Source organism: Desulfovibrio sp. UIB00 (genome assembly GCF_022508225.1).
GTDB lineage: Bacteria > Desulfobacterota > Desulfovibrionia > Desulfovibrionales > Desulfovibrionaceae > Desulfovibrio.
Genome location: NZ_JAETXJ010000001.1, coordinates 102714 through 127038, shown reverse-complemented (window position 1 = coordinate 127038; position 24325 = coordinate 102714). Strand labels below are relative to the sequence as shown.

The 24325-nt window shown below is 54.1% G+C and carries 21 protein-coding genes; 15 read left to right on the top strand and 6 right to left on the bottom strand.

Going from position 1 to position 24325, the window contains the following annotated elements; genetic code table 11:
• Nucleotides 1–65: 65 nt before the first annotated feature.
• The 11 genes from dnaN (at nt 66) to JMF94_RS00490 (ending at nt 15689) form a co-directional block, all read left to right on the top strand.
• On the top strand, nt 66–1220 hold the full coding sequence (dnaN, locus tag JMF94_RS00540) for a DNA polymerase III subunit beta (RefSeq protein WP_240823278.1): 1155 nt from the start codon (nt 66–68) through the stop codon (nt 1218–1220).
• Entirely contained in the window at nt 1220–3625 is a 2406-nt protein-coding gene (gene gyrB / locus JMF94_RS00535; RefSeq protein WP_240823277.1) for a DNA topoisomerase (ATP-hydrolyzing) subunit B, read from the top strand. Before dnaN ends, gyrB begins: the two co-directional genes overlap by 1 nt.
• Before the next feature lie 205 nt (nt 3626–3830).
• Nucleotides 3831–6377: a DNA gyrase subunit A gene (gene gyrA / locus JMF94_RS00530; RefSeq protein WP_240823670.1), complete on the top strand. Its 2547-nt coding sequence runs from the start codon at nt 3831–3833 to the stop codon at nt 6375–6377.
• A 102-nt stretch (nt 6378–6479) separates the two neighbouring features.
• Nucleotides 6480–7199: a hypothetical protein gene (locus tag JMF94_RS00525; RefSeq protein WP_240823276.1), complete on the top strand. Its 720-nt coding sequence runs from the start codon at nt 6480–6482 to the stop codon at nt 7197–7199.
• Between the two features lie 5 nt (nt 7200–7204).
• Nucleotides 7205–8608: an amidophosphoribosyltransferase gene (gene purF, locus JMF94_RS00520; protein WP_240823275.1), complete on the top strand. Its 1404-nt coding sequence runs from the start codon at nt 7205–7207 to the stop codon at nt 8606–8608.
• A gap of 57 nt (nt 8609–8665) precedes the next feature.
• On the top strand, nt 8666–9922 hold the full coding sequence (hisS, locus tag JMF94_RS00515; protein ID WP_240823274.1) for a histidine--tRNA ligase: 1257 nt from the start codon (nt 8666–8668) through the stop codon (nt 9920–9922).
• Nucleotides 9915–11789: an aspartate--tRNA ligase gene (gene aspS / locus JMF94_RS00510; RefSeq protein WP_240823273.1), complete on the top strand. Its 1875-nt coding sequence runs from the start codon at nt 9915–9917 to the stop codon at nt 11787–11789. The genes hisS and aspS overlap by 8 nt, the downstream gene beginning before the upstream one ends.
• A 15-nt stretch (nt 11790–11804) precedes the next feature.
• A complete protein-coding gene (def, locus tag JMF94_RS00505; RefSeq protein WP_240823272.1) occupies nt 11805–12323 on the top strand; it encodes a peptide deformylase in 519 nt (172 codons plus the stop codon).
• The gene (gene fmt / locus JMF94_RS00500; protein WP_240823271.1) at nt 12296–13309 is read left to right on the top strand and encodes a methionyl-tRNA formyltransferase; all 1014 of its coding nucleotides are present in this window, start codon (nt 12296–12298) and stop codon (nt 13307–13309) included. Before def ends, fmt begins: the two co-directional genes overlap by 28 nt.
• A gap of 168 nt (nt 13310–13477) precedes the next feature.
• The gene (locus tag JMF94_RS00495) at nt 13478–14296 is read left to right on the top strand and encodes a DUF116 domain-containing protein (protein WP_240823270.1); all 819 of its coding nucleotides are present in this window, start codon (nt 13478–13480) and stop codon (nt 14294–14296) included.
• A gap of 1 nt (nt 14297) precedes the next feature.
• Nucleotides 14298–15689 (top strand): transcription antitermination factor NusB, encoded by a 1392-nt coding sequence (locus JMF94_RS00490; RefSeq protein WP_240823269.1) that lies wholly within the window; start codon nt 14298–14300, stop codon nt 15687–15689.
• A 102-nt stretch (nt 15690–15791) separates the two neighbouring features.
• On the opposite strand, the gene JMF94_RS00485 is transcribed toward JMF94_RS00490, so the two are convergent.
• Nucleotides 15792–16736 (bottom strand): ParB/RepB/Spo0J family partition protein, encoded by a 945-nt coding sequence (locus JMF94_RS00485; RefSeq protein ID WP_240823268.1) that lies wholly within the window; start codon nt 16734–16736, stop codon nt 15792–15794.
• Nucleotides 16737–17016: 280 nt separating this feature from the next.
• On the opposite strand from JMF94_RS00485, the gene JMF94_RS00480 reads away from it, so the two are divergent.
• On the top strand, nt 17017–17529 hold the full coding sequence (locus JMF94_RS00480) for a hypothetical protein (protein ID WP_240823267.1): 513 nt from the start codon (nt 17017–17019) through the stop codon (nt 17527–17529).
• 8 nt (nt 17530–17537) lie between these two features.
• Here the strand turns inward: JMF94_RS00480 and JMF94_RS00475 are convergent, their stop codons facing one another.
• The gene (locus JMF94_RS00475; protein ID WP_022659024.1) at nt 17538–18326 is read right to left on the bottom strand and encodes a ParA family protein; all 789 of its coding nucleotides are present in this window, start codon (nt 18324–18326) and stop codon (nt 17538–17540) included.
• 306 nt (nt 18327–18632) lie between these two features.
• Here JMF94_RS00475 and JMF94_RS00470 point away from each other — a divergent pair, with 306 nt between their 5' ends.
• The 3 genes from JMF94_RS00470 to JMF94_RS00460 are packed head-to-tail and all read left to right on the top strand — an operon-like array spanning nt 18633 to nt 20315.
• Nucleotides 18633–19022, top strand: coding sequence for a response regulator (locus JMF94_RS00470; RefSeq protein WP_240823266.1), 390 nt, complete (start codon nt 18633–18635; stop codon nt 19020–19022).
• A 27-nt stretch (nt 19023–19049) separates the two neighbouring features.
• On the top strand, nt 19050–19856 hold the full coding sequence (locus JMF94_RS00465) for a thioredoxin domain-containing protein (RefSeq protein ID WP_240823265.1): 807 nt from the start codon (nt 19050–19052) through the stop codon (nt 19854–19856).
• A 3-nt stretch (nt 19857–19859) separates the two neighbouring features.
• Nucleotides 19860–20315, top strand: a complete 456-nt coding sequence (locus JMF94_RS00460) for a GNAT family N-acetyltransferase (protein ID WP_240823264.1) — start codon at nt 19860–19862, stop codon at nt 20313–20315.
• Nucleotides 20316–20411: 96 nt separating this feature from the next.
• Here JMF94_RS00460 and JMF94_RS00455 read toward each other — a convergent pair whose 3' ends face one another.
• The 4 genes from JMF94_RS00455 to JMF94_RS00440 all read right to left on the bottom strand — a co-directional run bounded on the left by JMF94_RS00455 (nt 20412) and on the right by JMF94_RS00440 (nt 24061).
• On the bottom strand, nt 20412–20996 hold the full coding sequence (locus JMF94_RS00455) for a MerR family transcriptional regulator (protein WP_240823263.1): 585 nt from the start codon (nt 20994–20996) through the stop codon (nt 20412–20414).
• A 248-nt stretch (nt 20997–21244) separates the two neighbouring features.
• A complete protein-coding gene (locus tag JMF94_RS00450; RefSeq protein WP_240823669.1) occupies nt 21245–21583 on the bottom strand; it encodes a C40 family peptidase in 339 nt (112 codons plus the stop codon).
• 434 nt (nt 21584–22017) lie between these two features.
• Entirely contained in the window at nt 22018–23601 is a 1584-nt protein-coding gene (locus tag JMF94_RS00445; RefSeq protein WP_240823262.1) for an ammonia-forming cytochrome c nitrite reductase subunit c552, read from the bottom strand.
• Nucleotides 23594–24061 (bottom strand): NapC/NirT family cytochrome c, encoded by a 468-nt coding sequence (locus JMF94_RS00440; protein ID WP_240823261.1) that lies wholly within the window; start codon nt 24059–24061, stop codon nt 23594–23596. The genes JMF94_RS00445 and JMF94_RS00440 overlap by 8 nt, the downstream gene beginning before the upstream one ends.
• Nucleotides 24062–24325 lie beyond the last annotated feature (264 nt).

The following is a 24325-nucleotide window of genomic DNA, read 5'->3' as shown; positions in this document are numbered from 1 at the left end:
ATAAAAGCAAGTTAGCTGTCTTAAGAACAAAGACACAGACGACTATAATAGTAAGGAAAAAACATATGAAACTTACTGTAAACAAAGAGCAGATCATCGAAGGCCTGCTGAAGGCAGCTGCCATCATTCCTGCCAAGGCAGGAGCGCAATATCTGCGCTCCATCTGGCTCAAGGCTGAAGAAGGCAGCCTTTCAGTCATGTCTACTGACGCCAACATTGAATTCACCGGGCGTTATCCTGCCGAAGTTGCAGCACCTGGCCTTATAGGCGTTCAGGGCAGGGCCTTTGTGGATCTTGTACGTCAGTTGCCCACGGGTGTTCTGCACCTCACCCTTGATGAAGCTTCTGGCAATCTGCTTTTGGAACAGGGACGCCGCACCTACAAACTGCCTGTGAGCGGAGCGGAGTGGTTTCAGAACTTCTCCGCCTTTCCTGCTGAAAACGCTGTCACCTGGTCTGGCGACTTTTTGCAGGATATTCTGGACAAGGTGGGCTTTTGCATCAGTGATGACGACGCCATGGACGCCATTGCCTGCCTGTGCATGAAGCCACGCGGCAACGGACGTATTGATGTGTGCGGCCTCAATGGCCACCAGTTTGCCCTTGTTTCCTTTACCCATGACGAACTGGCCGAACGCCTGCCCGAAGCGGGTATGCTGATCCAGAAAAAATATCTTGCGGACATCAAAAAATGGCTTGGCGTGGATGAAATTGAACTGAATATCACTGACAAACGTCTGTATCTGCGCAGCCTTGATGGCGCTGAGACGCTCAGTCTGCCCCGCGCCGCCCACGAATATCCCGATTACAATATATTTATGAGCAAGCTTGCCAGCGAAGACATGCACCCCATGACTCTTGCTCGCAAGGAAGCTATTGAAGCTCTTGGTCGTATTCTCATTTTTAATACCGAGAGCGACCGCTGCACCTACATGGATCTTTCTGCCGGGGAAGCCCTGCTTTCCGCCCAGGGGCAGGATGTGGGCTCGGCCAATGAAAGCCTTGAAGTTGCTTATAATGGCGATATAAAACGCATTGCCTTCCCCACGCGCAACCTGCTTGATGTGCTGGGACACTTTGTTTCTGCAAAGATCGACATGATGCTCACCGGCTCTGAAGGCCCCTGCGGTATCCGCGGCGCCGATGATGCCGACTATACAGTTATCATCATGCCCATGAAGGTTTCTGAAACGACCTACTATAGCGAGGAAGACGTTTAATGGCTCCTGAAACCGGCAACGGCGGGTACAACGCCTCTTCCATTACCATTCTGGAAGGCCTGTCGGCTGTGCGCAAGCGCCCGGCCATGTACATAGGCTCTACAGACGCGCGCGGCCTGCACCATCTGGTGTACGAGGTAGTGGACAACTCCATTGACGAAGCCATGGCCGGCTTCTGTTCGCGGGTCACTGTTATTCTGCATGCTGACAACAGCGTGACTGTTCGCGATGACGGTCGCGGTATTCCTGTGGATATCCATCCCAAGGAAGGCGTGCCCGCCGTGCAGGTGGTCATGACCAAGTTGCATGCTGGCGGCAAGTTCGACAATTCGAGCTACAAGGTTTCGGGCGGTCTGCACGGCGTGGGTGTTTCCTGCGTCAACGCTCTTTCGGAAGAGCTCACGGTCACGGTGCGCCGAGATGGCAAACGCTACCGCCAACACTATGCCCGTGGCGTACCGCAGGACGAACTGGTGGTTATCAGCGAGGGCTTCGTTGAAGGGCACGGCACCACCGTTCGCTTCAAACCTGACGAAGAGATTTTTGAAGTTCTCGAGTTTTCATATGAAACATTGAAAAAGCGCTTTGAAGAACTGGCCTATCTTAACAAGGGCCTGACTATCGAGTGCATCGATGAGCGCATCGGCGAAACCCATGTGTTCCACGCCGAAGGCGGCATCCGCCAGTTTGTGGGCGACCTCAACTCCGGCGAGCAGGGCATTCACCCCATAATCTTTGGTGAAGGCATTGTTGATAATGTTACCGTGGATTTTGCCTTGCAGTACAATGCGGGGTACAAGGAAAACATTTTCACCTTTGCCAACAACATTCGGACCAAGGAAGGCGGCACCCACCTTGTGGGTTTCCGTACTGCGCTCACGCGCGCCATCAACGGCTACATCAAGGGCCAGGCCGACCTGGTCAAAAAGATGAAGAACACCTCGCTGTCTGGTGATGATGTGCGCGAGGGCCTTACCGCCGTTATCAGCGTCAAGCTGCCCCAGCCCCAGTTTGAAGGGCAGACCAAGACCAAGCTTGGAAACAGCGAAATTGCCGGTCTGGTTGCCGGTGTGGTGTATGACCGCCTGAATGTGTATTTTGAGGAAAATCCCAAGGATATCCGCCTCATCATTGACAAGGCCATAGACGCCTCGCGGGCGCGGGACGCAGCCCGCCGCGCCAAGGAGCTTGTCCGCCGCAAGGGCGCGCTTTCCGACAACTCGTTGCCTGGCAAACTTGCCGACTGCCAGAGCAAGGATCCCATTGAATCCGAGCTGTTTATCGTGGAAGGTGATTCGGCAGGCGGCTCTGCAAAGCAGGGGCGTAATCCCAAAAACCAGGCTATTTTGCCCTTGCGCGGCAAAATCCTGAACACGGAACGCACCCGCTTTGACAAGATGCTTGCCAACAAGGAAGTTAAGGCGCTCATTACCGCCATGGGCGCAGGCATCGGCGAGGAAGACACCGACCTCGACAAGCTGCGCTACCATAAAATCATCATCATGACAGACGCCGATGTGGACGGAGCGCACATCCGCACCCTGCTGCTGACCTTTTTCTTCAGGCAGTATCAGGAGATGGTTGAGCGCGGCTTTGTCTACATCGCACAGCCGCCTTTGTACCGTGTGCACAATTCGCGCATGGAAAAGTTCATCAAGGACGACCCCGCGCTCAACGAATTTCTGCTCACACGCGTGAGCGAAGACGTGACGGTGGTGGCCTCCAACGGAAAGGAATTCCGAGGTAAGGAACTCATCAGTCTCATGGAACACATTGAAAAGGCCGAAGGCCGCGTGAATGATGCCGAAATGTCCGGCACTCCGCGTGACCTCTTCATGGCCCTTGTGACCCATGAAAAGCAGATTGACGCTCATAGCCTTGAAAATCAGGACAGCGAACTCATCGAATGGCTTAACAGTCACGGATACATGCTCACTCTTGAGCGGGAAAAGAGCGAAGACGAGGAAGAACGCCTGTTTGCCGTGTTTGAAAATACCGGTGGGCACCATACCCGCAGAGGCATGGAGTTTTTCTCTTCCCGCCTTTACAAGCAAGGCTGGCAGCTCTTTGACGAGCTGCGCCAGCAGTGCGGCTCCTTTGCCTTTACCCTGCGCAAAAAGGACGGCGAAGTTGCCACAGAGGATCTGTTTACGCTCATGCGCATGGTGCTTGATGAAGCCCGCAAGGGTATCAACATCCAGCGCTACAAGGGTCTTGGTGAAATGAACCCCGACCAGCTCTGGGTGACGACCATGAATCCAGAAAATCGCGTACTCCTACAGGTTTCCGTGGAGGATGCCAACGAGGCTTCTGACGCTTTTGTGGAGCTTATGGGCGACCGTGTGGAACCGCGCCGCGATTTTATCGAGCGCAACGCCCTGGCCGTACAGGATCTGGATATTTAAAAGAAATCCGTGTGGAACTGTCCTACACGGACAGTTCCACACGCTTTTCTGTGAATAAATCAAGCGTGAAGCGAAATTCAGGATTTTCAAGTTTTTCGCCGCATGACACGTAAAATGGGGATGCAGGAGGGTACAGGCCCTTTGCATCAGAAGGGCTTGCCCTTCCAGCCCCCAAATAACAGCAGCGAGGCCCGCAGTGGCAGATATGCAGCAGCCGCAGATCAGCATTGAAACAGAACTCCGCAAATCGTATCTGGAGTATTCCCTTTCGGTCATTATCGGGCGCGCCATCCCGGACGCGCGCGATGGCCTTAAGCCGGTTCACAGGCGTATTCTTTTTGCGCAGTACGAGCTTGCCAACAACTACAACCGTCCGCACAAAAAATCCGCGCGCATCGTCGGTGACGTCATCGGTAAATATCACCCGCATGGCGACTCTGCCGTGTATGACGCACTGGTGCGTATGGCGCAGGAATTTTCCATGCGCGATCCGCTGGTGGACGGGCAGGGCAACTTTGGCTCCATCGATGGTGATGCCGCTGCTGCCATGCGTTATACCGAAGTGCGCATGTCCAAGCTTGCCCAGGAGTTTTTGAACGACCTGGACAAGAACACCGTGGATTTTCGCCCCAACTACGACAACACCCTTCAGGAACCTACGGTCATGCCGAGCAAGGTTCCCAACCTGCTGCTCAACGGCAGCTCGGGTATTGCCGTGGGTATGGCCACCAATATTCCGCCCCACAACCTGGGGGAACTGTGCGATGCCCTGCAACTGCTGCTGGATAACCCGCAGTGCAGCATCGATGAACTCATGGATTATGTGAAAGGTCCGGACTTCCCCACCAGGGGTTTTGTCTACGCGGGCAAAGGCCTGTACGATGCCTATCACACCGGGCGCGGCACGGTTAAGGTGCGTGGGCGCATTGAAATTGAAGACCGCAAAAAGGGCGCGCAGAGTATCGTTATCCGCGAGATTCCCTTTGGGCTTAACAAAAGCTCTCTGGTGGAAAAAATCGCGGCTTTGGTCAATGACCGCAAGATTGACGGCATCACCGACCTGCGCGATGAATCCGACCGCAAGGGCATACGCATTGTTATTGACCTCAAGCGCGGCACCATTCCCGACATTGTGGTCAACGCCCTGTACAAGTTCACGCCGCTGGAAACGAGCTTTGGTATCAATATGCTGGCCGTGGTGGACAACCGCCCCCAGCTGCTGAACCTCAAGACGGCGCTTTCCTGCTTTGTGGATCACAGGCGTGAGGTGGTCATCCGCCGCACGCGCTACGATCTGGAAAAAGCCGAAGCCCGCGCGCACATTCTGGAAGGTCTGCGCATCGCCATCGACAATATCGATGAGGTGGTGGCCCTTATCCGCGCTTCCGCCAATCCGGAAGAAGCTCGTAATGCCCTGATGGAGCGCTTTGCACTTTCAGAAGTGCAGGCCAAGGCCATTCTTGAAATGCGATTGCAGCGTCTGACGGGTCTTCAGCGCGAAGAGCTGATGAACGAATACAAGGATCTGCTGCAGAAAATCGAATTTTACCGCTCCATTCTGGAAAATGCCGAAGTGCTGCGCAGCGAACTCAAGCGTGAGATTGCCGAAATCCGCGAAAATTTCGCCACTCCCCGCCGTACGGAAGTGCTGCGTGAAGCCCTGACCGATATTGATATTGAAGATCTCATCCCTGACGAAGAAGTGGTCATCACGCTGTCGCGCCGTGGCTACATGAAGCGTACCGGTCTTGAGAACTATCAGCAGCAGAAACGCGGCGGAAAGGGGATTGCGGCCCTGCACACTTCGGATGACGACTATGTGCAGGAATTTTTGTCCACCACCAATCACCAGTATCTCTGCCTCTTCACCAACAAGGGGCGCATGCACCAGCTCAAGGTGCATCAGGTGCCGGAGGGCAGCCGCACGGCCAAGGGCGTACATATCAACAATCTGTTGCCGCTTGAAGAAAACGAGTGGGTTACAACAGTTCTTGCCCTGCGCGAGTTTGCCGAAGACAAGTTTTTCCTGTTCATCACCAAGAGGGGCATGATCAAGCGTTCTTCCGCCTCGTTGTACGCCAAGTGCCGCAAGACAGGCCTTATGGCCGTTGGCCTGCGTGAGGACGATGAACTTGTGGTTGTGCGCCCCATCCGTGATAATAACCACATTGTTCTGGCTACCGCAGATGGCTTTTCCATCCGTTTTGCCTGCAACGATGTGCGGCCCATGGGCCGCGTGGCCACGGGCGTCAAGGGTATTGCCCTGCGCAGACAGGATTTTGTGGTGGCGGCGGTTATCGTCAAGGATATCGATCAGACCACCGAAATTATGTCCATTTCCGCAAATGGTTACGGCAAGCGCACCAGTGTTGATCTCTACCGCCTGCAATCTCGCGGAGGCAAGGGCATCATTAACTTCAAGGTGACTGCCAAGACCGGGCCTGTGATCGGCGCCATGCCTGTGCGTGACAACGACGGGCTTATCCTGCTGACCTCGTCCAACAAGATCGTGCGCATCGGCGTTGACGATGTGCGCAGCAAGGGCCGCGCCACCATGGGTGTCATGCTCGTGCGTCTTGATGAAGGCGGTCATGTGGTGGGCTTTGACCGTGTGGACGAAGGCGGGCAGACCGGCAGGGACGCCAGTGCCGAAATGGACGATGACGATATGACCGATGTCGCTTCCGCTCCTGTTGTTGCCCAGCCTGAAGGGCTTGCGGACGACAGTGCGGACGATGACGGTGAAGAATAACCACAGCTGATGAGAATATTGCGGCGGGTTTGCGGTAAGGGTTTAACCCTGTGCCTGTGTCTGGTTTTTGCTGGCTTTTTGTGTGCTTGCAAAGACCAGAGCATGGTGGGCGATGACCTTTCCGCAGCCCGCACCGCAGTTTCTTTGCGTGATTGGTCCCTTGCCGAAAGGCTGCTTGAGCGTTATCTGCGTGAGGCACGGGATGCTGATTCGCGTTGGGAAGCGTGGCAGCAATTGCTGGTGGTTCTCAATGCCGCCGGGCAGGAACCTCGTGCCACCCTTGAATGCCTTGAAACCATGTTGGCGGAATTTGCAGACAATGACGCTAGAAGCGCCGTTATTTTGCGGCGTATGGGCGAGGTAAACGAAGGTTTGCGGCGTTATGGCCGTGCGGCTGACGCCTGGAATGCTTATATAGGACTTGCCGGGTTGTCGGCGGAGCAGACTGTGGATGGTTACCGCAGGCTGGCGGCCATGCAGTTCAACCTCCGCCGGTTTGACGCAGGCGAAGATACCTTGCAACAGTGTCTTGCTCTGCCCATGGCGGATCATGACAAAATAATGTGCATGTACGACCTTGCCGACCAGAACATGGCAAGGGAACGCTGGCAGGATGTGTCTGACCTTTGCCAGCAGATACTGGACAGCGATCCGGACAAGATTCTGCGTGGTCTGGCGGGCTATTTGCTGGCTGATGCCCTTGAGCAGCTCGGTAAGGGTAAAGAAGCCCTGAAAAACTTTGAACTGGCCCGCGACGATTATCCCAATCCGTCGGTCATCGATAATCGCATTGCGCATCTGCGCAAAAAACTGAAGAAGTAAGGCCTATGATCAAGCACGAATGCGGCGTATTCGGCATTTATGACCACGAGGAAGCAGCTCGTCTGGCTTATTTCGGTTTGTATGCACAGCAGCATCGCGGACAGGAAAGCGCGGGTATAGTTACCTTTGACACCGACGGCGTACACGAACACAAGGGCATGGGCCTTGTGCCCGATGTTTTTTCAGAGGCGCATCTCAAGGCTCTGACAGGCAGAACGGCCATAGGTCATGTGCGTTATTCCACCACCGGGCGTTCCTCAAGCAGCAATGCCCAGCCCTTCCTTGCCCATTTCAAGGGGCGGGATGTGGTGCTTGCGCACAACGGTAATCTGGTCAATGCCGCGCAGTTGCGCGAAGACCTTGAAAACGAGGGCGCCATATTTTCTACCAGCAATGACACGGAAGTGTTCATGCATCTGCTGGTGCGCGCACTCAGGCATAACGACCTGCCCGGCGCAGTCAAGGAAACCTGCGCCCGGGTTCGCGGCGCGTACTGTCTGCTGGTTATGGTAGACGGTGTTATGGTGGCGGTGCGTGACCCGCACGGCTTCCATCCTCTTGCTTTTGGTCGCATGAACGGCAGCCCTGTGTTTGCCTCCGAAACATGCGCCTTTGATTTGCTTGAGGCCGATTTTGAACGTTCTGTGGAACCGGGCGAGATGATTATTGTAGACGGCAACAGCGTTCGCAGCGATCACCTTATGGGGCCGCTGCCCGAGAAGCCTCGCCAGTGTATTTTTGAGCTGGTCTATTTTGCCAGGCCCGACTCCTATATTTTTGACGAGCAGGTCTATCTGTGCCGCAAAAAAATGGGCTGGAATCTGGCTGACGAATCTGCGCCGGAAGTGGATTACGTGATGCCCTTTCCGGATTCGGGCATTTACCCTGCCCTTGGTTTTGCCCAGCGTTCCGGCTTGCCCTATGAGCATGCCATGATCCGCAACCACTATGTTGGGCGTACCTTTATCCAGCCTTCGCAGAGCATGCGCAGCTTTGGGGTGAGGGTTAAGATCAACCCAGTGCGTGAAATGATTGAAGGTAAGCGCATCTGCATCATTGACGACAGCATTGTGCGTGGCACCACCATGATGACCCGCGTCAAAAAGCTGCGGGAACTGGGGGCAAGAGAGGTGCACATCCGCATTTCCAGCCCGCCGGTCAAGTTTCCCTGCTTTTACGGCATAGACTTTTCTTCGCGCGGGGAGCTTATTGCGGCGCAACATAATCTGGCGGAAATTACCCGCAAGCTGGATGTGGATTCTTTGCATTATCTCAGCATCGCTGGCTTGCTGGGTTCTGTGAGCAAGCCACAGCATTACTGCATGGCCTGTTTCACTGGCGAATATCCCGTGCCTTGTGATGACTGCGCCGGAAAATTCAGCCTTGAATCCCCCTGCGCCAGCAGGTAGACCATTTCTTTCGCGCCGTCTTGCACGTCAGGGCAGCCAGTTTTTTATGAGGAAGCCATGAGTATCGCACGTATCAAGGGTTTTGCGGATATGTTTCCGCCGGACAGCGACCAGTTCACGCGCATTGAAAATACCGCGCGCCAGGTTTTTGGACGCTACGGTTTTGTGGAACTGCGTACGCCGCTGCTGGAATTTACGGAACTTTTTTGCCGTTCCATCGGTGAGGAAACCGATGTGGTGCAAAAGGAAATGTATACCTTTCCTGACCGTAAGGGCCGTTCGCTTACCCTGCGGCCTGAAGCCACGGCTGGCGTTATGCGCGCCTATATCGAGAGCGGCCTGACCAACCGCGAACCTGTGAGCCGGCTGTTCACCACCGGCCCCATGTTCCGCTACGAGCGCCCTCAGAAGGGCCGCATGCGTCAGTTTCACCAGATCAACTGTGAGTGTCTTGGCAGCCACAGCCCCATGGCAGATGCAGAACTTGTCAGCATGCTGCTGCGCTTTTTGTCGGATCTTGGCCTTACGGATCTGACACTCAAGATCAATTCCCTTGGCTGTTCGGAATGCCGTCCCAAATTCAAGGCGGCTTTGCTCGAATACCTTGCCGGAGTTGACAAGGACGCCCTTTGCCCGGACTGCGCCCGCAGGGTGGAAACTAACCCCTTGCGCGTGCTTGACTGCAAGCAGCCCGGCTGCCGCGCCATTACGGACAATGCCCCCAAACTTATTGATTACAATTGCCCTGAATGCCGCGCCCACTTTGATACGGTGCTGGAACTGCTGCAAGGTCAGGGACTATCCTTTGAGCTTGATCACAGGCTTGTGCGCGGTCTTGACTACTATTGCCGCACTACTTTTGAGGTGGTAAGCGGTAGCATTGGCGCGCAGGCTGCTGTTGCCGGCGGCGGCAGGTATGATGGCCTTGTGAAGAGCCTTGGCGGTCCTGATGTTCCGGGCGTTGGCTTTGCCTGCGGCATGGAACGCCTTGCCCTCATGATGGGCGAGGGCAGTGGCCAGACAGCCGATTTTTATCTGGTTGCCATGGACGCCCAGAGCCGCGCTCAGGGCTGGCAGCTTGCCCAGAAGCTGCGTGATGCCGGGCTGACTGGCGAAATGAATTTCAGTGAAGGCGGCTTTAAAAGCCTTATGCGTCAGGCTGGAAAGTCCGGCGCCGGGCATTGTCTGATTATTGGCCCTGACGAAGCCGCTCAGGGCACAGTGGTCGTTAAAAACCTTGAAAGCGGCGAGCAGTGCTCTGTGCCGCAGTCGGGCGTACTCCAATTCTTGCAAACGGGAACCAACAATGACTGAACAGATGCAGACGCAGGACGCGCAGCAGGATGTGCAGCGCGAACACCAGAAATTTGTCACTGAGCTTGGTGACTGGCAGCGCAGCCATTCCTGCGGTCAGTTGACCATTACCAATGATGGTGAAGATGTTTGCCTGATGGGTTGGGTGCAGTACCGCCGCGACCACGGCGGCCTGATATTTGTCGACCTGCGCGACCGTGACGGTCTCACCCAGGTTGTTTTCAGCCCGGATATCGCTCCTTCTGCGCACGAAAACGCGCATATTCTGCGTTCGGAGTATGTGCTTGCGGTCAAGGGCAAGGTGCGTCCGCGCCCCGAAGGCATGGTCAACGCCAATATGGTCACTGGCCAGATTGAAATTGTGGCCCATGAGTGGAAGCTGCTCAATACTTCCAAGACGCCGCCTTTTGCTATTGAAGACCGCAGCGATGCTGGTGAAAACCTGCGCCTTACCTGGCGTTATCTTGATCTGCGCCGTCCGCGCATGCAGGCCAATCTGCGTCTGCGGCACAAGGTTTCGCAGGCCGCCCGCTGTTTTCTGGATGACAATGGCTTTACGGAAGTGGAAACCCCGGTGCTTACCAAATCTACTCCTGAAGGTGCGCGCGACTTTCTGGTGCCCAGCCGTTTGAACAACGGTGAATTTTACGCTTTGCCGCAGTCTCCCCAGTTGTTCAAGCAGCTGCTGATGGTTGCCGGCATGGAGCGTTACTTCCAGATCGTGCGCTGCTTCCGCGATGAAGACCTTCGTGCTGACCGTCAGCCTGAATTCACTCAGGTCGACCTTGAAATGAGCTTTGCCGATGAAGAACAGGTCATGGGCATTGCTGAAGGCCTTATGGCCCGCGTTTTCAAGGATGTGATGGGCAAGGACCTGACGCTTCCCTTCCCCCGCATGCCTTGGGACGAAGCCATGGCCCGTTATGGCGTGGACAAACCCGACACCCGTTTTGGGCTTGAGCTTGTGGATATTACGGATATTGTGCGTGGCTCCGGCTTCAAGCTTTTTGCCACTGCGCAGCTGGTCAAGGGTATGAAGGTTCCCGGCGGCGAATCCATGACCCGCAAGGAAATTGATGCCTTTACCGAATTTGTCAAAATCTATGGCGCACAGGGTCTGGCCTGGATCAAGATCAAGGCCGACGAATGGCAGTCGCCCATCGCCAAGTTTCTTTCGGACGATGAGCGCAAGGGTATTGCTGAAGCGCTCGATCTTCAGGTCGGCGACATTGTCTTTTTCCAGGCGGGCGAGGCTTCAATGGTCAATGCCGCCCTTGGCAACCTGCGTGTGCATCTTGCTAACCATCTGAAGCTGATTCCTGAAAACAGTTTCAACTTCCTTTGGGTTACGGATTTTCCGCTGTACGAATACGACGAGGAAGCAAAGCGTTATGTTGCCTGCCACCATCCTTTCACCTCGCCTGCGCCTGGTCATATGGAACTGATGGTTACTGATCCTGCCAAGGCCCGCGCCCGCGCCTATGATATGGTGCTCAATGGCTGCGAAGTGGGCGGCGGTTCCATCCGTATCCACTCCGGTGAAGTGCAGCGCCGTATGTTTGAGGCCCTTGGCTTTACGCCTGAGCAGGCCGAAGAGCAGTTTGGCTTTCTCATTCAGGCGCTTGATCTGGGTGCGCCGCCGCATGGCGGTTTGGCTTTTGGCCTCGACCGTCTTGTTATGCTGCTTTCCGGTTCGTCCAGCATCCGTGATGTCATTGCCTTCCCCAAGACGCAGAAGGCGACCTGCCTCATGACCAACGCACCTTCCCCGGTGTCTTCGCGTCAGTTGCGGGATCTCGGATTGCGCTTGCGTGAAGTGCCCGGCGCAGAACAGAAAAAGGACGGCGCTACAGCCGACAAAGCTTAGGAGGCGAACGTCTGCATGATTCTTGATATTGTCACCTATCCTGACCCCAGGCTCAAAGAGGTTTGCGAACCTGTTGCCGAGGTGACGGACGACATTCGCCAGCTTGCAGCCGACATGCTTGAAACCATGTACGCTGCTCCCGGTGTGGGGCTTGCTGCGCCGCAGGTTGGGCGCAACATCCGCATGCTTGTGATGGATCCTGCCATGAAGGACGAGGAAAAGCAGCCCAGGGTGCTGATTAACCCTGTGCTGACCCTCTCCGGCGAAGAAGTTCTGAGCGAACAGGAAGGCTGCCTTTCTGTTCCCATGAACTACAGGGCCGATGTCAAGCGCATGAGCAATGTGCATCTGCATGCAATGGATCTGGACGGCAATATCATCGATGAGGATCTGGACGAGTTCCCGGCTATTATTATCCAGCATGAATATGACCATCTGGACGGCATTCTGTTTATTGACAAAATAAGCCGGCTGCGCCGCACCCTGTACGACAGCAAGGTGAAAAAATGGCTCAAACGAAAAAGTGCCGTATAGTCTTTATGGGAACGCCCGAGTTTGCCGCCGCCAGCCTGAAAAGGCTGGCGGCCTGGCCTCGTGGCGAAATTGTGGCTGTCTACACCCAGCCGGACAGACCAGCAGGGCGCGGCCACAAGCTTTCGGAATCGCCAGTCAAAAAGCTCGCCTTGCAGCTTGGCCTCTCTGTCATGCAGCCTGCCAGCCTGAAAGGTGCCGAGGCACAGGCCGAGCTGGCGGCTTTCAAGCCTGATCTGCTGGCTGTGGCGGCCTATGGCCTCATTTTGCCGGACGCTGTCCTTGCCATGCCTACGCTTGATACTATCAATGTTCATGCTTCGCTTTTACCTGGCCTGCGAGGTGCTGCACCCATTCAGCGGGCAGTTATGGAAGGCTGGCAGCCTGGCGCTCGTGCTGGTATTTCCATCATGCGCATAGTGCGCAAACTTGATGCCGGGCCCGTTTTTGCAACAGATGGCCTGCCCATTGGCGAGCATACGGCAGGTTCCCTGCACGATGCCCTTGCTGGCATAGGCGCAGAACTGCTTGTGCGCGTTTTTGACGATATCCTTGACGGCAAGGCGCAGGCAGTGGAGCAGGACGATTCGCTCGCCACTCATGCCCCTAAAATTTCCAAGGAAGACGGCTTTATTGACTGGTCGCTTCCTGTCGCCCAGGTTCATGCCCGGGTACGGGGAGTTACCCCCTGGCCAGGAGCGCGCACTGTTCTGGAAACTGTGGACAGCGATGGCATGCAGCGCGAAGCGCTTTCGCTCATTCTTGCCCCGGGCAGGGTGGGGGAATCTGCACAAGGGCATACCCCCGGTGCATTGCGTGTTGATGCCGACGGTTTGAGCATAGCCTGCGCTGATTGCTGGTATGTGCTGTCTACCGTCAAACCTCATGGTAAAAAAGAGATGTCCGCACGCGATCTGCTCAACGGAGTGTTGCGCGGTTTGCCAAAGGGTGTTTGCGGGCTGGCAAGAATTCCCGAACCTGGGGAGTGATGGTTTTTTTCCGCAATGGGTATTTTTAATGAGGCTCTTTTGAGCCTCGTTTTTTCTTTTTTTGACCTATGTATCGCGTTGCGACCTTGCGCTTTCCATAGGGTTAGTTTTGTGCGAATTTGAGGCTCATGACTGTTTTTTGCTTCTGATTTTTCAAACCGAGGCCACATGTTTCGTAAATCGCCCTTTTCTTTGCCGCCAGAGCAGTATGGTGGAGCGCGAAAGCGCGTTTTTATCGGGCTCATGCTTGCCTCGTGCCTTCTGCTGTGCCTCGGGGTTGCTTTTTTTCTTATTCTGCCGTGGATTGGCTTTTTCTCAACGCAACACTGGCTTCCATCGCTCAGTATGGGTTTTGGTTTTGTTGTTATTGTGGCCCTGTTGTGGCTTTGTATTATCCTTATTTTTCATATTTATACAGGAAAATCATTGCCGGGTGTGGACAGTGTGCGGCATGTCACCATTCGACTTTTTTTCCCGCTTATGGAATTGCTTGCAAAGGCAGTTGGAATTGACAGGGGAAGAGTGCGCCGAAGCTTTATTAAAGTGAACAACGAGCTGGTGCTCGCCAGTGGCTGCAGGGCGCAGCCGCAGGAGCTTTTGCTGCTTTTACCGCATTGCGTTCAGCAGGCCTTGTGCCCGCAAAGGCTCGTCCACAATCCGGACAATTGTCAGCGCTGCGGTAAATGTCCGGTTGGTGAGTTGCTTGCATTGAGGGACAAATATGGTGTTCGGCTAGCCATAGCCACTGGCGGCACCATTGCCCGCCGCATTGTGGTGCAAACTCGCCCGCGCTGCATTATTGCTGTTGCTTGTGAACGTGACCTTACATCCGGCATTCAGGACAGTTACCCTTTGCCTGTCTTTGGTGTTCTTAATCAGAGGCCGCATGGGCCGTGCGTTGATACGCTTGTGCCTATGAAGGCGCTGGAAGACGCTGTGCGTATTTTTCTTGGCCTTTCACAACCCTTGAATCAGGGCAGGGCATAACATGGCTACAATCCGCGCTGCCCAATCAGGCTTTGCGCCCTTGCCTGGGAAAATTCGCAAGCTTTCCCCCACGGCCCGGCATTGCGCACTGTGGGCTTTGTTGCTGGCAGATACTGGCATGACAGCCCAGCAGGCACTTTCAGCGGCTTTGTCCAGTGCTTCCACAACCGCTCCCAGCTCTGAAACTTCAGGCCTTGCCCCGGTTGAACGCAATCTGTGTTCAGAGCTTGTGTACGGATACCTGCGAACGGAACTTCGCATTGCGTTTATTCTGTCCAAAGTGCTGCCGCGCCCGCAATCCTTGCCACGCCCTTTACTTCATGTGTTGGGCCTTGCTGTTTACGGCCTGCTTTTTCAGTCCAAGGTGCCGGACTATGCCGCTGTTTTTAGCGCTGTAGAGACTGCACAGGCCTTGTATGGTCAAGGGCTGGCCCGTGTGGCCAATGGGGCTTTGCGTTCAGTACAGCGCCTTGCAGACGCTCCCATGCATGAAGATTTTTATCTGTCCAAGGATGCCGAGTTCGGATGTGCGGAGCACATGGGACTTTTTTATTCTCTGCCGCTGTGGATTATGGGGCATTGGTACAAGCACTACGGGCGTGATGCCGCCTTGCAGCTTGCACGACGGTCGTTTGAGCGCCCCTGGAGCGCGGTGCGTCTCAATGCGCAACATTCAGATGCCGTGGTATTGCGTGAGGCATTGCTCTCCTGTGGTGGAGAAGCTGTGGGGCAGTGGGGTTTTGCTTTTGCACCGGGTGTGCAACCGTCATTTGTTTGTGGTCAGTCGCTGCACGACTTGCAAAATGAAGGTGCGCTCTCGTATCAATCCGCAGGTTCGCAGCTTGTTCTTGAGGCGCTTGGCCTCTACGGTTGGGACAAACCCGTTTGGGATGTCTGCGCTGGTTTTGGTGGCAAGACTGTTGCCCTGCTTGAGCGGGAGGTTGCGGTTTCTTTTGCTACAGACCGCAGCATGCAGCGTCTTTCGGGTTTGCCGGGTCAGTGCCTCCGGCTTGGTCTTGCTTGCCCATCTGTTGCTCTTGCCGATGCAGTCAAACCGCCGCTCAAATACTGGGATGGGCATCTGCTTGTGGACGCTCCCTGTTCCGGACTTGGCGTGCTTGCCCGCAGGCCAGATATACGCCGTAGGCCCCCGCAAGAAGCCATCGAACATCAGAGTTTGCAGCAATCCATTTTACGCAGTCTCGCAACAAAGGTGCGTTCGGGTAGCCAGATAGCCTACATTACCTGCACTCTTCGGCCTAATGAGAATGAAAAGCAGATTGAACAACTTGTCCGTGAAGTAGACGGCTTGCAGGTGCTCAGGCAGTGGCAGACACCACACGAACACCCCTGGCTTGAAGGCATGTTTGGTGCGCTCTTGGTCAAGGCCTGATCTCTTAAAAAAATGATAAGCGCAACCGGATGATTCCGCATTGCGCTTATCTTCGTATTAGCAGGGCAGGGTATCTGTTCTGTCCGCGTAATCTCTCGCTGCTTATTCAGCGGTATTTTCTGTAGAATCTTCTTCTGCTTCCGGCAGGCTCACTCCAAGTTTTTGCAAGAGTTGTTCAAGCTCTTCACGGCTGCCGTATGCAAACGCAATGCGGCCGCTATTTTCGTCTCCGCTTACCTGCGTTTTGCAGCCAATGCTGGAGCAAAGATTCATTTGCAGGGTCTTGAACTGCGGGCTTTTCTTTCTTGGTGCCTTGGCGCGGGGTTGCGGACTTGTGTCCTCCTGTTCCCAGGGCAAGGCGTTGTGTCCCCGCCAGTAGGCGGCGGCGTCTTCTGCTTCGCGCACGGTCAGTTTATGGCTCAGGATGCGCTGGCGCAAGGCTTCGGAAGCAATAGGGGCGTCAATGCCCAGCAGGCAGCGCGCGTGCCCCGCGCTGAGCAAGCCAGCCTGAATGTCGGCCCGTGCCGTTGCGCTCAATTGCAGTAAACGCAATGCGTTGGCTATAGCTGGGCGGCTTTTGCCAAGTCGGCTCGCCAGTTCTTCCTGCGTTAGCTCTAGGGCATCCCGCAAGGCCTGCAGGGCTTCAGCTTCTTCAATGGGGTTGAGGTCTTCGCGCTGCAGGTTTTCAATAAGAGCAGCGGCCATAACCTCCTTGTCGCTCAACTGGCGCACATAAACGGGTACTTCTTTGAGCCCTGCCAGTTGCGCGGCACGCCAACGGCGCTCGCCAGCTACAATCTGATAGGTATTTTCTCCACCCAGAGGGCGCACAAGCAGCGGCTGGATAATTCCTTGCGATTTTATGGAATCGGCCAGTTCCCGCAATGCGGCATCGTCAAAGTGTCTGCGCGGCTGATTGGGGTTGGGATGCAATGCCGTAATCGGCATCAGGTTTACGGAGCTTTCCTGTCCTTGCGGTTCCTGTTTTGGCGCGGTTCCACCAAACAGTGCGTCAAGCCCTCTGCCCAATCCCTTGCTGCTGCTCATTTCTCTTCCTCCAGCATAAGCTGTGGTTGCGGCAATACAACCAGTGTTCCGGGCGCAGTGGTGCAGGCCCGTTGCCAATGCGGATTGCTGTTTCAGCAAACCGCTTGCGTGATTGCCTTCATTTAAAATTTGTATATGCCCAAATTTGCTGCACGATGCAGGGTCATTTTTTGAGTCGCAAGCTCATTGCGTAAAACACCCTACCTTCGTTGTTGTCACCTTGACATTTGCCCTTGGGGCGCGGCACCTTATGCGCTATTGTTTTCTGGCAGAAACCTGCATGGCTTGTTTAGTTGCGCAATGGGCGGTTTTGCCCTTGTGCGTGGCGTTTTTTGTGTTCCAAAGCTCTTCTTTGGTTCTGTTCCGATTCTTACTTCAAGGATTAGTTATGCTGGATAACCCGCAGCTTCAGTACATCACCGACATTAAGGGCAATATTTCTTCTGTGATCATTCCTTGGCCCCTCTGGGAAAAAATGGAGCCCAAGGTTCGCAGCATTTTGGCAGCCGACGCAAAGCCGCAAGAGCTTGAACAGGCCGCCGGCCCGCTGGAAAGTTTTGAAGAACTCATGAAGTTTTGGGATTTCAAGTATCCCTACAGCCCTTCAGTTATCTGCCCCCACTGTGCTGCCAGCACCGAGGATTGGCGTAATGATCCGCTACGTCCTTTTATCCTGACCAACGCAAACGTTGGCGGCCTGCTTGTTTTTCATTGCCACGCTTGCGGAACCACAATCAGGCAGAAGCATTTTCATAACCACGTTGCGCTTGAGCATACCACGCCCAAAGAATAATCCTTGGCTTATTGCAGAACCGTATTTTTTTTGCTTGGTCTGCGCAGTACAATCTCTTTGGCCAAGCCAAGGTAGGCTTCCGCACCCTTGGATTTTATATCGTAATGGATGATGGACTTGCCGTGGCTGGGTGCTTCAGAAAGGCGCACGTTGCGGGGAATAACTGTTTCAAAGAGGTGCTCGGGGAAGCAGCGGCGCACTTCGTTTTTAACTTCGCGAGTCAGGCGATTGCGCGTGTCATACATGGTCAGCACCACACCCAACAGAGAAAGATCCGGGTTGAGTCTTTTTTTCACCTGCTCGTAGGTTTGCAGCAGTTTGACGATGCCTTCAAGTGCAAAAAATTCACATTGCAGGGGAATGAGCAGTTCGCGTGACGCGCAGAGGGCGTTGAGTGTCAAAAGTCCCAGAGAAGGAGGGCAGTCGAGGATGATATACTCATAGTCGTTGCGCACGCTTTTGAGGCATTCGTCCAAAAAAAATTCGCGAGCCATTTTGTCTACAAGTTCCAGCTCAACGGCCACCAGGTTGGTACTTGCGGGCAAAATATCCAGAAATGGAGAGCGACTTTTGGCTATATTTTCTTTCAGCTTTTCTGGTTCATAAAAGGTGTTGTACAGGTCGCCGTGCAGGTCTTCCTGGTGCAGGCCTATTCCGCTTGTGCTGTTAGCCTGCGGATCGCAATCAACGAGCAGAACTTTTTTTTCCATGACTGCAAGGGCAGCGGAAAGGTTGATGGCAGTGGTGGTTTTGCCTACCCCGCCTTTTTGATTTGCGATGGAAATAATGCGCGCCATTGAGGCCTCCCAGTCATTTTGACTGATTTTAGAGGAGCTGTTGCTTCAACCGTCAGGTGAACCTGTCAGGAGCAGATACGTCAACGAGCATGAAATTTTGGCTTTGCCACCTTTTTTTCATGGTTCACTTGAAGAGAAAAACTTCGTGTTTCACATGAAACATGGGGCGGTACACTGAAAGCTGCAATGGGTTGTTTGTAAAAGAGAGTAGTGAGAGCGTCAAGGCTTAAAGCAGATTGAGCAACAAAACTTGCCCCGAAAAATTAAAGCGCGTAAAAAAAGCACGATCTCTTGGCTGGAGAAATTATGGAACTAGCAAAAGTGCTGTTGGTTGATGATGAATCAGATGTAACGCGGATACTCTCCAAGCGCCTTGGTCGTCGGGGGTATGAGTGCCAATCCGCTGCTAACGGACAAGAAGCCGTTGATGCCATGGAGCAGTTCCCATTTGGCATTGTAATCATGGATGTAAAAATGCCTGTTATGGATGGCATGTCCGCCTTGCAGATTATCCATTCCCGCTGGCCAAAGACCCAGGTGATCTTGCTTTCGGGGCATGCAGACATGCAACTTGCGGTTCAGGCAATGAGCGAAGGGGCGTTTGGCTACTTGATGAAGCCTGTTGACATTGAAGAACTGCTCTTTAAAATTGAGGATGCCGCAACCCAGATTCGCCTTGAGGCGGAGCAGGGCTAAGCGAGCGCGCAGAAAATGAGGAAAGTTATGTTCGATAAAAAAATGGTGGCGTCCTTTCTATTGGCTTCAACCATGGCTGCCGGGGTTGTGCCTGGTATGTGCGCCATTGCAAATGCTGTGGAAGTTACGGAAGAAAACCTGCCCAAGCTGCTTGAAAAACTGTTCCGTGAGCGGCCAGAGCTGGTCATGGATGTGTTGCGCAGGCAAAGCGAGTCAGTGCTTGATATTGCTCAGCAGGGGTCGAATTTGCGCCGTCAGCACAGCCTTGAGGCTCAGTGGGCGCAAGACATGAAGGTGCCCAAAACGGTTAAAACCGAAGGGCGTCCGGTTATGGGCGCACCCAAGGCCAAGGTGCGTATTGTGGCCTTTTCTGATTTTACCTGCCACTTCTGTCAGCAAGCATCCAAAACTGTGGACGCCATTTTGCAGGAATACGGCAAGGACGTGAGCCTTGTTTTCAAAAACATGCCGCTGGACGACAAGGGCCCTGCCAATATCGCTTCGGCATATTTTGTCGCCATATCGCAGCAGAGTGAGGAAAAGGCCTGGCAGTTCTATAAGGCACTCTTTGCCGACAGAGATAAGCTCATTGCCGAGGGGGAAGCCTTCTTGAAAAAGACGGCTGAAGGCATCAATGTGGACATGAAGCGACTTGCCAAGGATGTGCACAGCAAAAAGGTTACTGACATCATCGCTGAAGATCAGATGGATGCCCAGAAGCTCGGCATTGAGGGAACTCCATACTTCCTCGTGAACAATCTGGTGGTTCGCGGAGCCCTGCCGCTTGATCTCTTTAAGAGCGCCGTTGATATGGCGCTGAAAAACAGCAAATAGCAGATGATAATCCTGCCAGTCAGTGAATCTGATCTGCCGCAGATTTTGGCCCTGCAAAAGGCCGCTTTTGAAAGCGAAGCGAGGCTGGTAGAAAATTGGGATATTCCGCCTCTCACGCAAACGCTTGACGAGCTAGTGGAAGAATGGCGCATTGGTGTCATGCTCAAGGCCTTAAATGGGCAGACGCTGGCAGGAACGGTCAGGGCGCACCTTGCGGATGACACTGCCTACATTGGCCGCCTTGCGGTACTGCCGCAATGGCAGGGCAGGGGGTGCGGTTCTTCACTGATGACGGCAATTTTGTCCGCAATTAAGGCCGCCCGTTATGAACTCTTCACCAGCGCAAAGAGTAACCGCAATTTGCGGTTATACGAAAAGTTCGGGTTCGTGCCGTATAAAAAGGCCCAAACCGCAAACGGTGTTGAACTAATCTGGCTGGAGAAAATCAGTAAGCCCTGATGTGAGTGACACACCTCAGAGTGATGTTCTGAAGAGTATTCTGCAAGCAAAAAGGCCGCGCAATAGCGCGGCCTTTTACATGCTCATTGGCAAAATTCATTCTGATTGGCCTGATCCACCGCGATTGCGGATAACCTTGGCCATCCAGGAGCGCAACTGCTCAAGGTCGGCTTGTTGCGTTTTTTCGGACGAATCAAGCAGAACGCGCAAGTTTGCAACTTCCTGGCGCAGCTGCCCAACCTCTGGCGCTGTGTTGCCACTTGGGGCGGGAAGTCGCTGCACAACAAGTTGCAGCAGGTGGGCAATCCCTTCAATGGCGCTTGTCTGGCGCTCCAGAATCTGGAGAGCAGCTGAAGGGAAATAGTCATTGCTTGAAGGGACTTCAGCAATGGCTGGGGAAGAGTCAGCATCCGTAACCGCAACGGCATTTCGCGGAAAGCGCGCGTTAAGCGCATCTTCAACTGCCGCTGCCGTGCGGGATTTTTGCATCTGCTCAAGCACAGCCGCAATGACATCCAGCGTTTCTCGGCGATAACGGCGCCTGCGGCCGTCGCCAACACTGGGAATAAAATGGGCAAACCGTTTGCAGTAATAGCGGGTGGTAGATTCAGGCAAGGAAAAATGGCGCGAAATATCCGCAATACTCAACAGGCTTTCAGCAACTACAGCCTTGCGAGCCATGTCTCCTCCCGCGCCGGGCAAAGGACGCCTGAAACACGCTGCGAGGCGCGTCACCCGGCAATTTGAATCGGATAAAAGGAGTGGGCAGAAACGGAAGTCAGCAACAAAGTGATTCCGATGTAATTCTTTTTGAGATACTCCAAACAAAATTTAATAGCAAGTCAGCAAACAGAAAAGGCGGTACAGACTATGCCGTTACCGCCAATAAAATAAACAACTGCGTGGTTACGCGGTGGCGCTGCTGCTGATCAGTACACAACCCGCCTTACCGCGATAAGTTTGTTGCGCCAGTATGGCACATCAAGGCTCTCAACCCTCACATTTTCGCCGCGTCTGGGGCTGTGGATAAAGGAATTGCCGCCAGCATAGATGCCAGTGTGCAGCCCCCTCGGGCCTGAGCCTGTGCGGAACACCAAAATATCGCCCTGTCGAGCTGCTGTAAGCGGAATCTGTTGCCCTGTATGCGCCTGATCAGATGTTATGCGCGGTACTTTTACGCCGTTTTGCTTGTATGCCCACCAGATCAAACCGGAGCAGTCAAAGCCCTTTTGTGGTGACGCGCCGCCGGGTCTATATTTTGTGCCCATCTGCGTATAGGCAGTTTTAACCACTTTGCGCGCTGATTCAGGGGCAGGGCCGCCATCGGGCGCGGATCTGAAAGCTCCGCAACCTGTCAGAAGTACGGCGCAGGTCAAGAGCAGCGCAATGTTGCGCCATCTTCGCCAAATGTTTGAGTGTATTGCTGCTTCCATGCTGCAACCTACTGTGTTTGCAAACAATTTTGCAAATGTCAAAAATATAACACATATGTGCTGCATAGGATTAAGCAATTTGTGTGCCTGATCGGCAGGCTGCGAGGAGTATTGTTGGCAGGCCAAAAATAATAATGGACTAACAAGCTGCAATAACGACAGTATTCATACTTTGAAAGATCAAAACAGCAAGGCCCTGTATAAGGGCCTTGCTGTTTAAGGGATTATGCAGAGTCCGCGTAGCCGCGTGGCCTGCAAACAACTGATGGTTACTGGGCAGGTTTTGCCTCAGAAGTTATCCTTGTCTGGTTGTCCCAAACCTGATCAGCCTTTGGCAACGTGGGCAGCAGCTTGGTCCAGGGGTTCTTCTTGAGGAATTCGGGGTCCTGCTGGAGCTTGCGGCTCATTTCCAGAATGGGCGGCACGGTTTCCTTGATATCCTTGGAAAGCGGTTCAGCGATGCCAAAATCCGTAGCCTTTGTGGCGAGGTCAACGGCCTTCTGGCTGCATTCCATGGAGGTCATGAGCGTATCAAGCGTCTTGGCGGGGTTGTGGAAACCAACGCTGTTTTCCGCAGAAACGTAATCCCAGAACAACTGGCCCTTGCGCACCATTTCGCGCGCTTCAGTCATCAGGGCGTCGTAATCGGCTGCGCGCTTGCCTTCGTAGGCATTGGCAAGACGAACGGCTTCATGTGCCTTGACCGAGATTTCCTGCGCTTTCAGCAGTTGGTCAAAGGCCTTTTTCTGGGTGTATTCCACGCGACCGCGCAGGTAGTCGGCGGTCTTGTCGGCGTGGCACTGGCGGCATGCGCGCAGTTCCGGATCCTTGAGGGGCGAGGTCATCCAGTGACTGGAAACCTTTTTGCCGCCTTCACGCATGTAGGGCATGTGGCAGTCGGCGCAGGCAACGCCCGCAGCACCGTGGGGGCCGTCCTGGAACATTTCATAGTCAGGATGCTGCATCTTGATCATGCCGACTTTGGAGGCCGCGTGCGTCCAGTCAACAAAAGGCCCGGGCTTGCCATCGGCGTTCTTGGGGCCGTGCCCCTTGTAGTACTGATACATGTCTTCGGGGTTAAAGCCATTATCCCAGGGGAACACAGGCTTGGCGGCGGGGCCGTTGTCCTTGTGGGTAAAGTAGTACTCCACGTGGCACTGGGCGCACACAAGGCTGCGCTTCTGGTTGCGTGAAAGCTTGGCCCAGTCTTGACCGCTGCGCTTCAACCAGTCTTTGAGAGGTTCGGAATAGGGGCGCAGTTCCATGGTCACAGGATCGTGGCAGTTGGCGCAACCAATGGTTTCATCCATCTCGTTGATCTTGTCCTTGCTACGGAATTCATTGACGTCCTTGGACCAGAAGGCATCACCGTACTGCTTGACCCATTCCATCATCTTGGGGGTTTTGCAGTTCCAGCAGGTGGCGGGCAGGCTGCCCTTGCCGTCGGCGGCAAAGCGGTTGATGCGGTCAATGTTGAGAAAATCTTCAACGGCGTAGGTGTGCCCACGTGCTTCATTGTACTCGTACATGAAGGGATAACCCAGCCACAGATTCTTGAGATAGGGCTGGGCATGCTTGAAGCCCTTGGGCAGGGGATTAACGTTGTCGTTCTTGTGGTAGGGTATGGAACCCTTGTATTCGGTCATGACCGAGGATTCGTTGTTCTTCATGTACGAGGCGTACTGCTGCGGAAAATCTTTCTGGAAAGCAGAAATACGAGTTTCGCTTTCAGGAATGGAAGTTTTGTACTTGGGGGGCTTAAGGTCTGTGGAAACATCCTGACAGCCCGCAAGCAAAGCTATGCCAAGCAGGGCCGCCACTCCCAGGGCCTTGTGTATGTTGCTCTTAGTCATTGGCTACCGTCCTTGTGCTTATAGGCATCATGCGCATGTGGGCCATACCCTTGTGGCAATCCACACAGTAGGGCTTGGCGTCCATGCTGGCCACATTGACATTGGTCTGACTATGGCAGGCCATGCAGTTGGCATTGACCACATCCCTGGTGCGAACGCTCAAAGGACGCGGAATGTCGTGGCCTGAAACATTGCCGATAAAGTCACGCAGACCTTCCTGGGCCTTGAACGGCAGCTTGGCCAGCAGATTATGCGGGGCATGGCACTCATTGCAGGAAAGTTTGGCGTGTGATCCCATTTTCTGGGTCACTGCAGCTTCCTGCATTATGTGACAACTGGCGCAAAAGGGTCGCTGGTCAGTTGTCGTCATGGCGTACGCAAGCACACCCAAAAGCACCATTCCCGCCGCAACGCCGCCCAACAGCACCTTAAGCCATGGTCCATTGCGGGGTGTTCCCATAGAGCCTCCTTAACTCGCTCCTTGTGTGCCGCCCCCATGGCGGCATCCCGGTTAAGAAAACAAGAAACGTACCAAAACCGGCAAATAAAATAAAAAAATAATTAGTAGATAATCAAGATAATTGCGTAAAATCGAAAGAAAAAGAGTGATTGCGGTCACAGAAAAATTCAGAAAAAAAAGACAGATTCAGAAATAAATGACAACACCTATGGAAGGTGAGCAATGCTGCGCGAATCATTAGTAAAGTCGAAGAAGATGCCGTGG

Coding starts and splice junctions, on each gene's coding strand:
- purF (WP_240823275.1), top strand. CDS start 7,205: ATGATCAAGCACGAATGCGGCGTATTCGGCATTTATGACCACGAGGAA.
- JMF94_RS00445 (WP_240823262.1), bottom strand. CDS start 23,601: ATGACTAAGAGCAACATACACAAGGCCCTGGGAGTGGCGGCCCTGCTT.
- gyrB (WP_240823277.1), top strand. CDS start 1,220: ATGGCTCCTGAAACCGGCAACGGCGGGTACAACGCCTCTTCCATTACC.
- def (WP_240823272.1), top strand. CDS start 11,805: ATGATTCTTGATATTGTCACCTATCCTGACCCCAGGCTCAAAGAGGTT.
- JMF94_RS00470 (WP_240823266.1), top strand. CDS start 18,633: ATGGAACTAGCAAAAGTGCTGTTGGTTGATGATGAATCAGATGTAACG.
- dnaN (WP_240823278.1), top strand. CDS start 66: ATGAAACTTACTGTAAACAAAGAGCAGATCATCGAAGGCCTGCTGAAG.
- JMF94_RS00490 (WP_240823269.1), top strand. CDS start 14,298: ATGGCTACAATCCGCGCTGCCCAATCAGGCTTTGCGCCCTTGCCTGGG.
- gyrA (WP_240823670.1), top strand. CDS start 3,831: ATGCAGCAGCCGCAGATCAGCATTGAAACAGAACTCCGCAAATCGTAT.
- JMF94_RS00525 (WP_240823276.1), top strand. CDS start 6,480: ATGGTGGGCGATGACCTTTCCGCAGCCCGCACCGCAGTTTCTTTGCGT.
- JMF94_RS00455 (WP_240823263.1), bottom strand. CDS start 20,996: ATGGCTCGCAAGGCTGTAGTTGCTGAAAGCCTGTTGAGTATTGCGGAT.
- JMF94_RS00475 (WP_022659024.1), bottom strand. CDS start 18,326: ATGGCGCGCATTATTTCCATCGCAAATCAAAAAGGCGGGGTAGGCAAA.
- JMF94_RS00495 (WP_240823270.1), top strand. CDS start 13,478: ATGTTTCGTAAATCGCCCTTTTCTTTGCCGCCAGAGCAGTATGGTGGA.
- JMF94_RS00450 (WP_240823669.1), bottom strand. CDS start 21,583: ATGGGCACAAAATATAGACCCGGCGGCGCGTCACCACAAAAGGGCTTT.
- JMF94_RS00460 (WP_240823264.1), top strand. CDS start 19,860: ATGATAATCCTGCCAGTCAGTGAATCTGATCTGCCGCAGATTTTGGCC.
- hisS (WP_240823274.1), top strand. CDS start 8,666: ATGAGTATCGCACGTATCAAGGGTTTTGCGGATATGTTTCCGCCGGAC.
- fmt (WP_240823271.1), top strand. CDS start 12,296: ATGGCTCAAACGAAAAAGTGCCGTATAGTCTTTATGGGAACGCCCGAG.
- JMF94_RS00485 (WP_240823268.1), bottom strand. CDS start 16,736: ATGAGCAGCAGCAAGGGATTGGGCAGAGGGCTTGACGCACTGTTTGGT.
- JMF94_RS00480 (WP_240823267.1), top strand. CDS start 17,017: ATGGCTTGTTTAGTTGCGCAATGGGCGGTTTTGCCCTTGTGCGTGGCG.
- JMF94_RS00440 (WP_240823261.1), bottom strand. CDS start 24,061: ATGGGAACACCCCGCAATGGACCATGGCTTAAGGTGCTGTTGGGCGGC.
- JMF94_RS00465 (WP_240823265.1), top strand. CDS start 19,050: ATGTTCGATAAAAAAATGGTGGCGTCCTTTCTATTGGCTTCAACCATG.
- aspS (WP_240823273.1), top strand. CDS start 9,915: ATGACTGAACAGATGCAGACGCAGGACGCGCAGCAGGATGTGCAGCGC.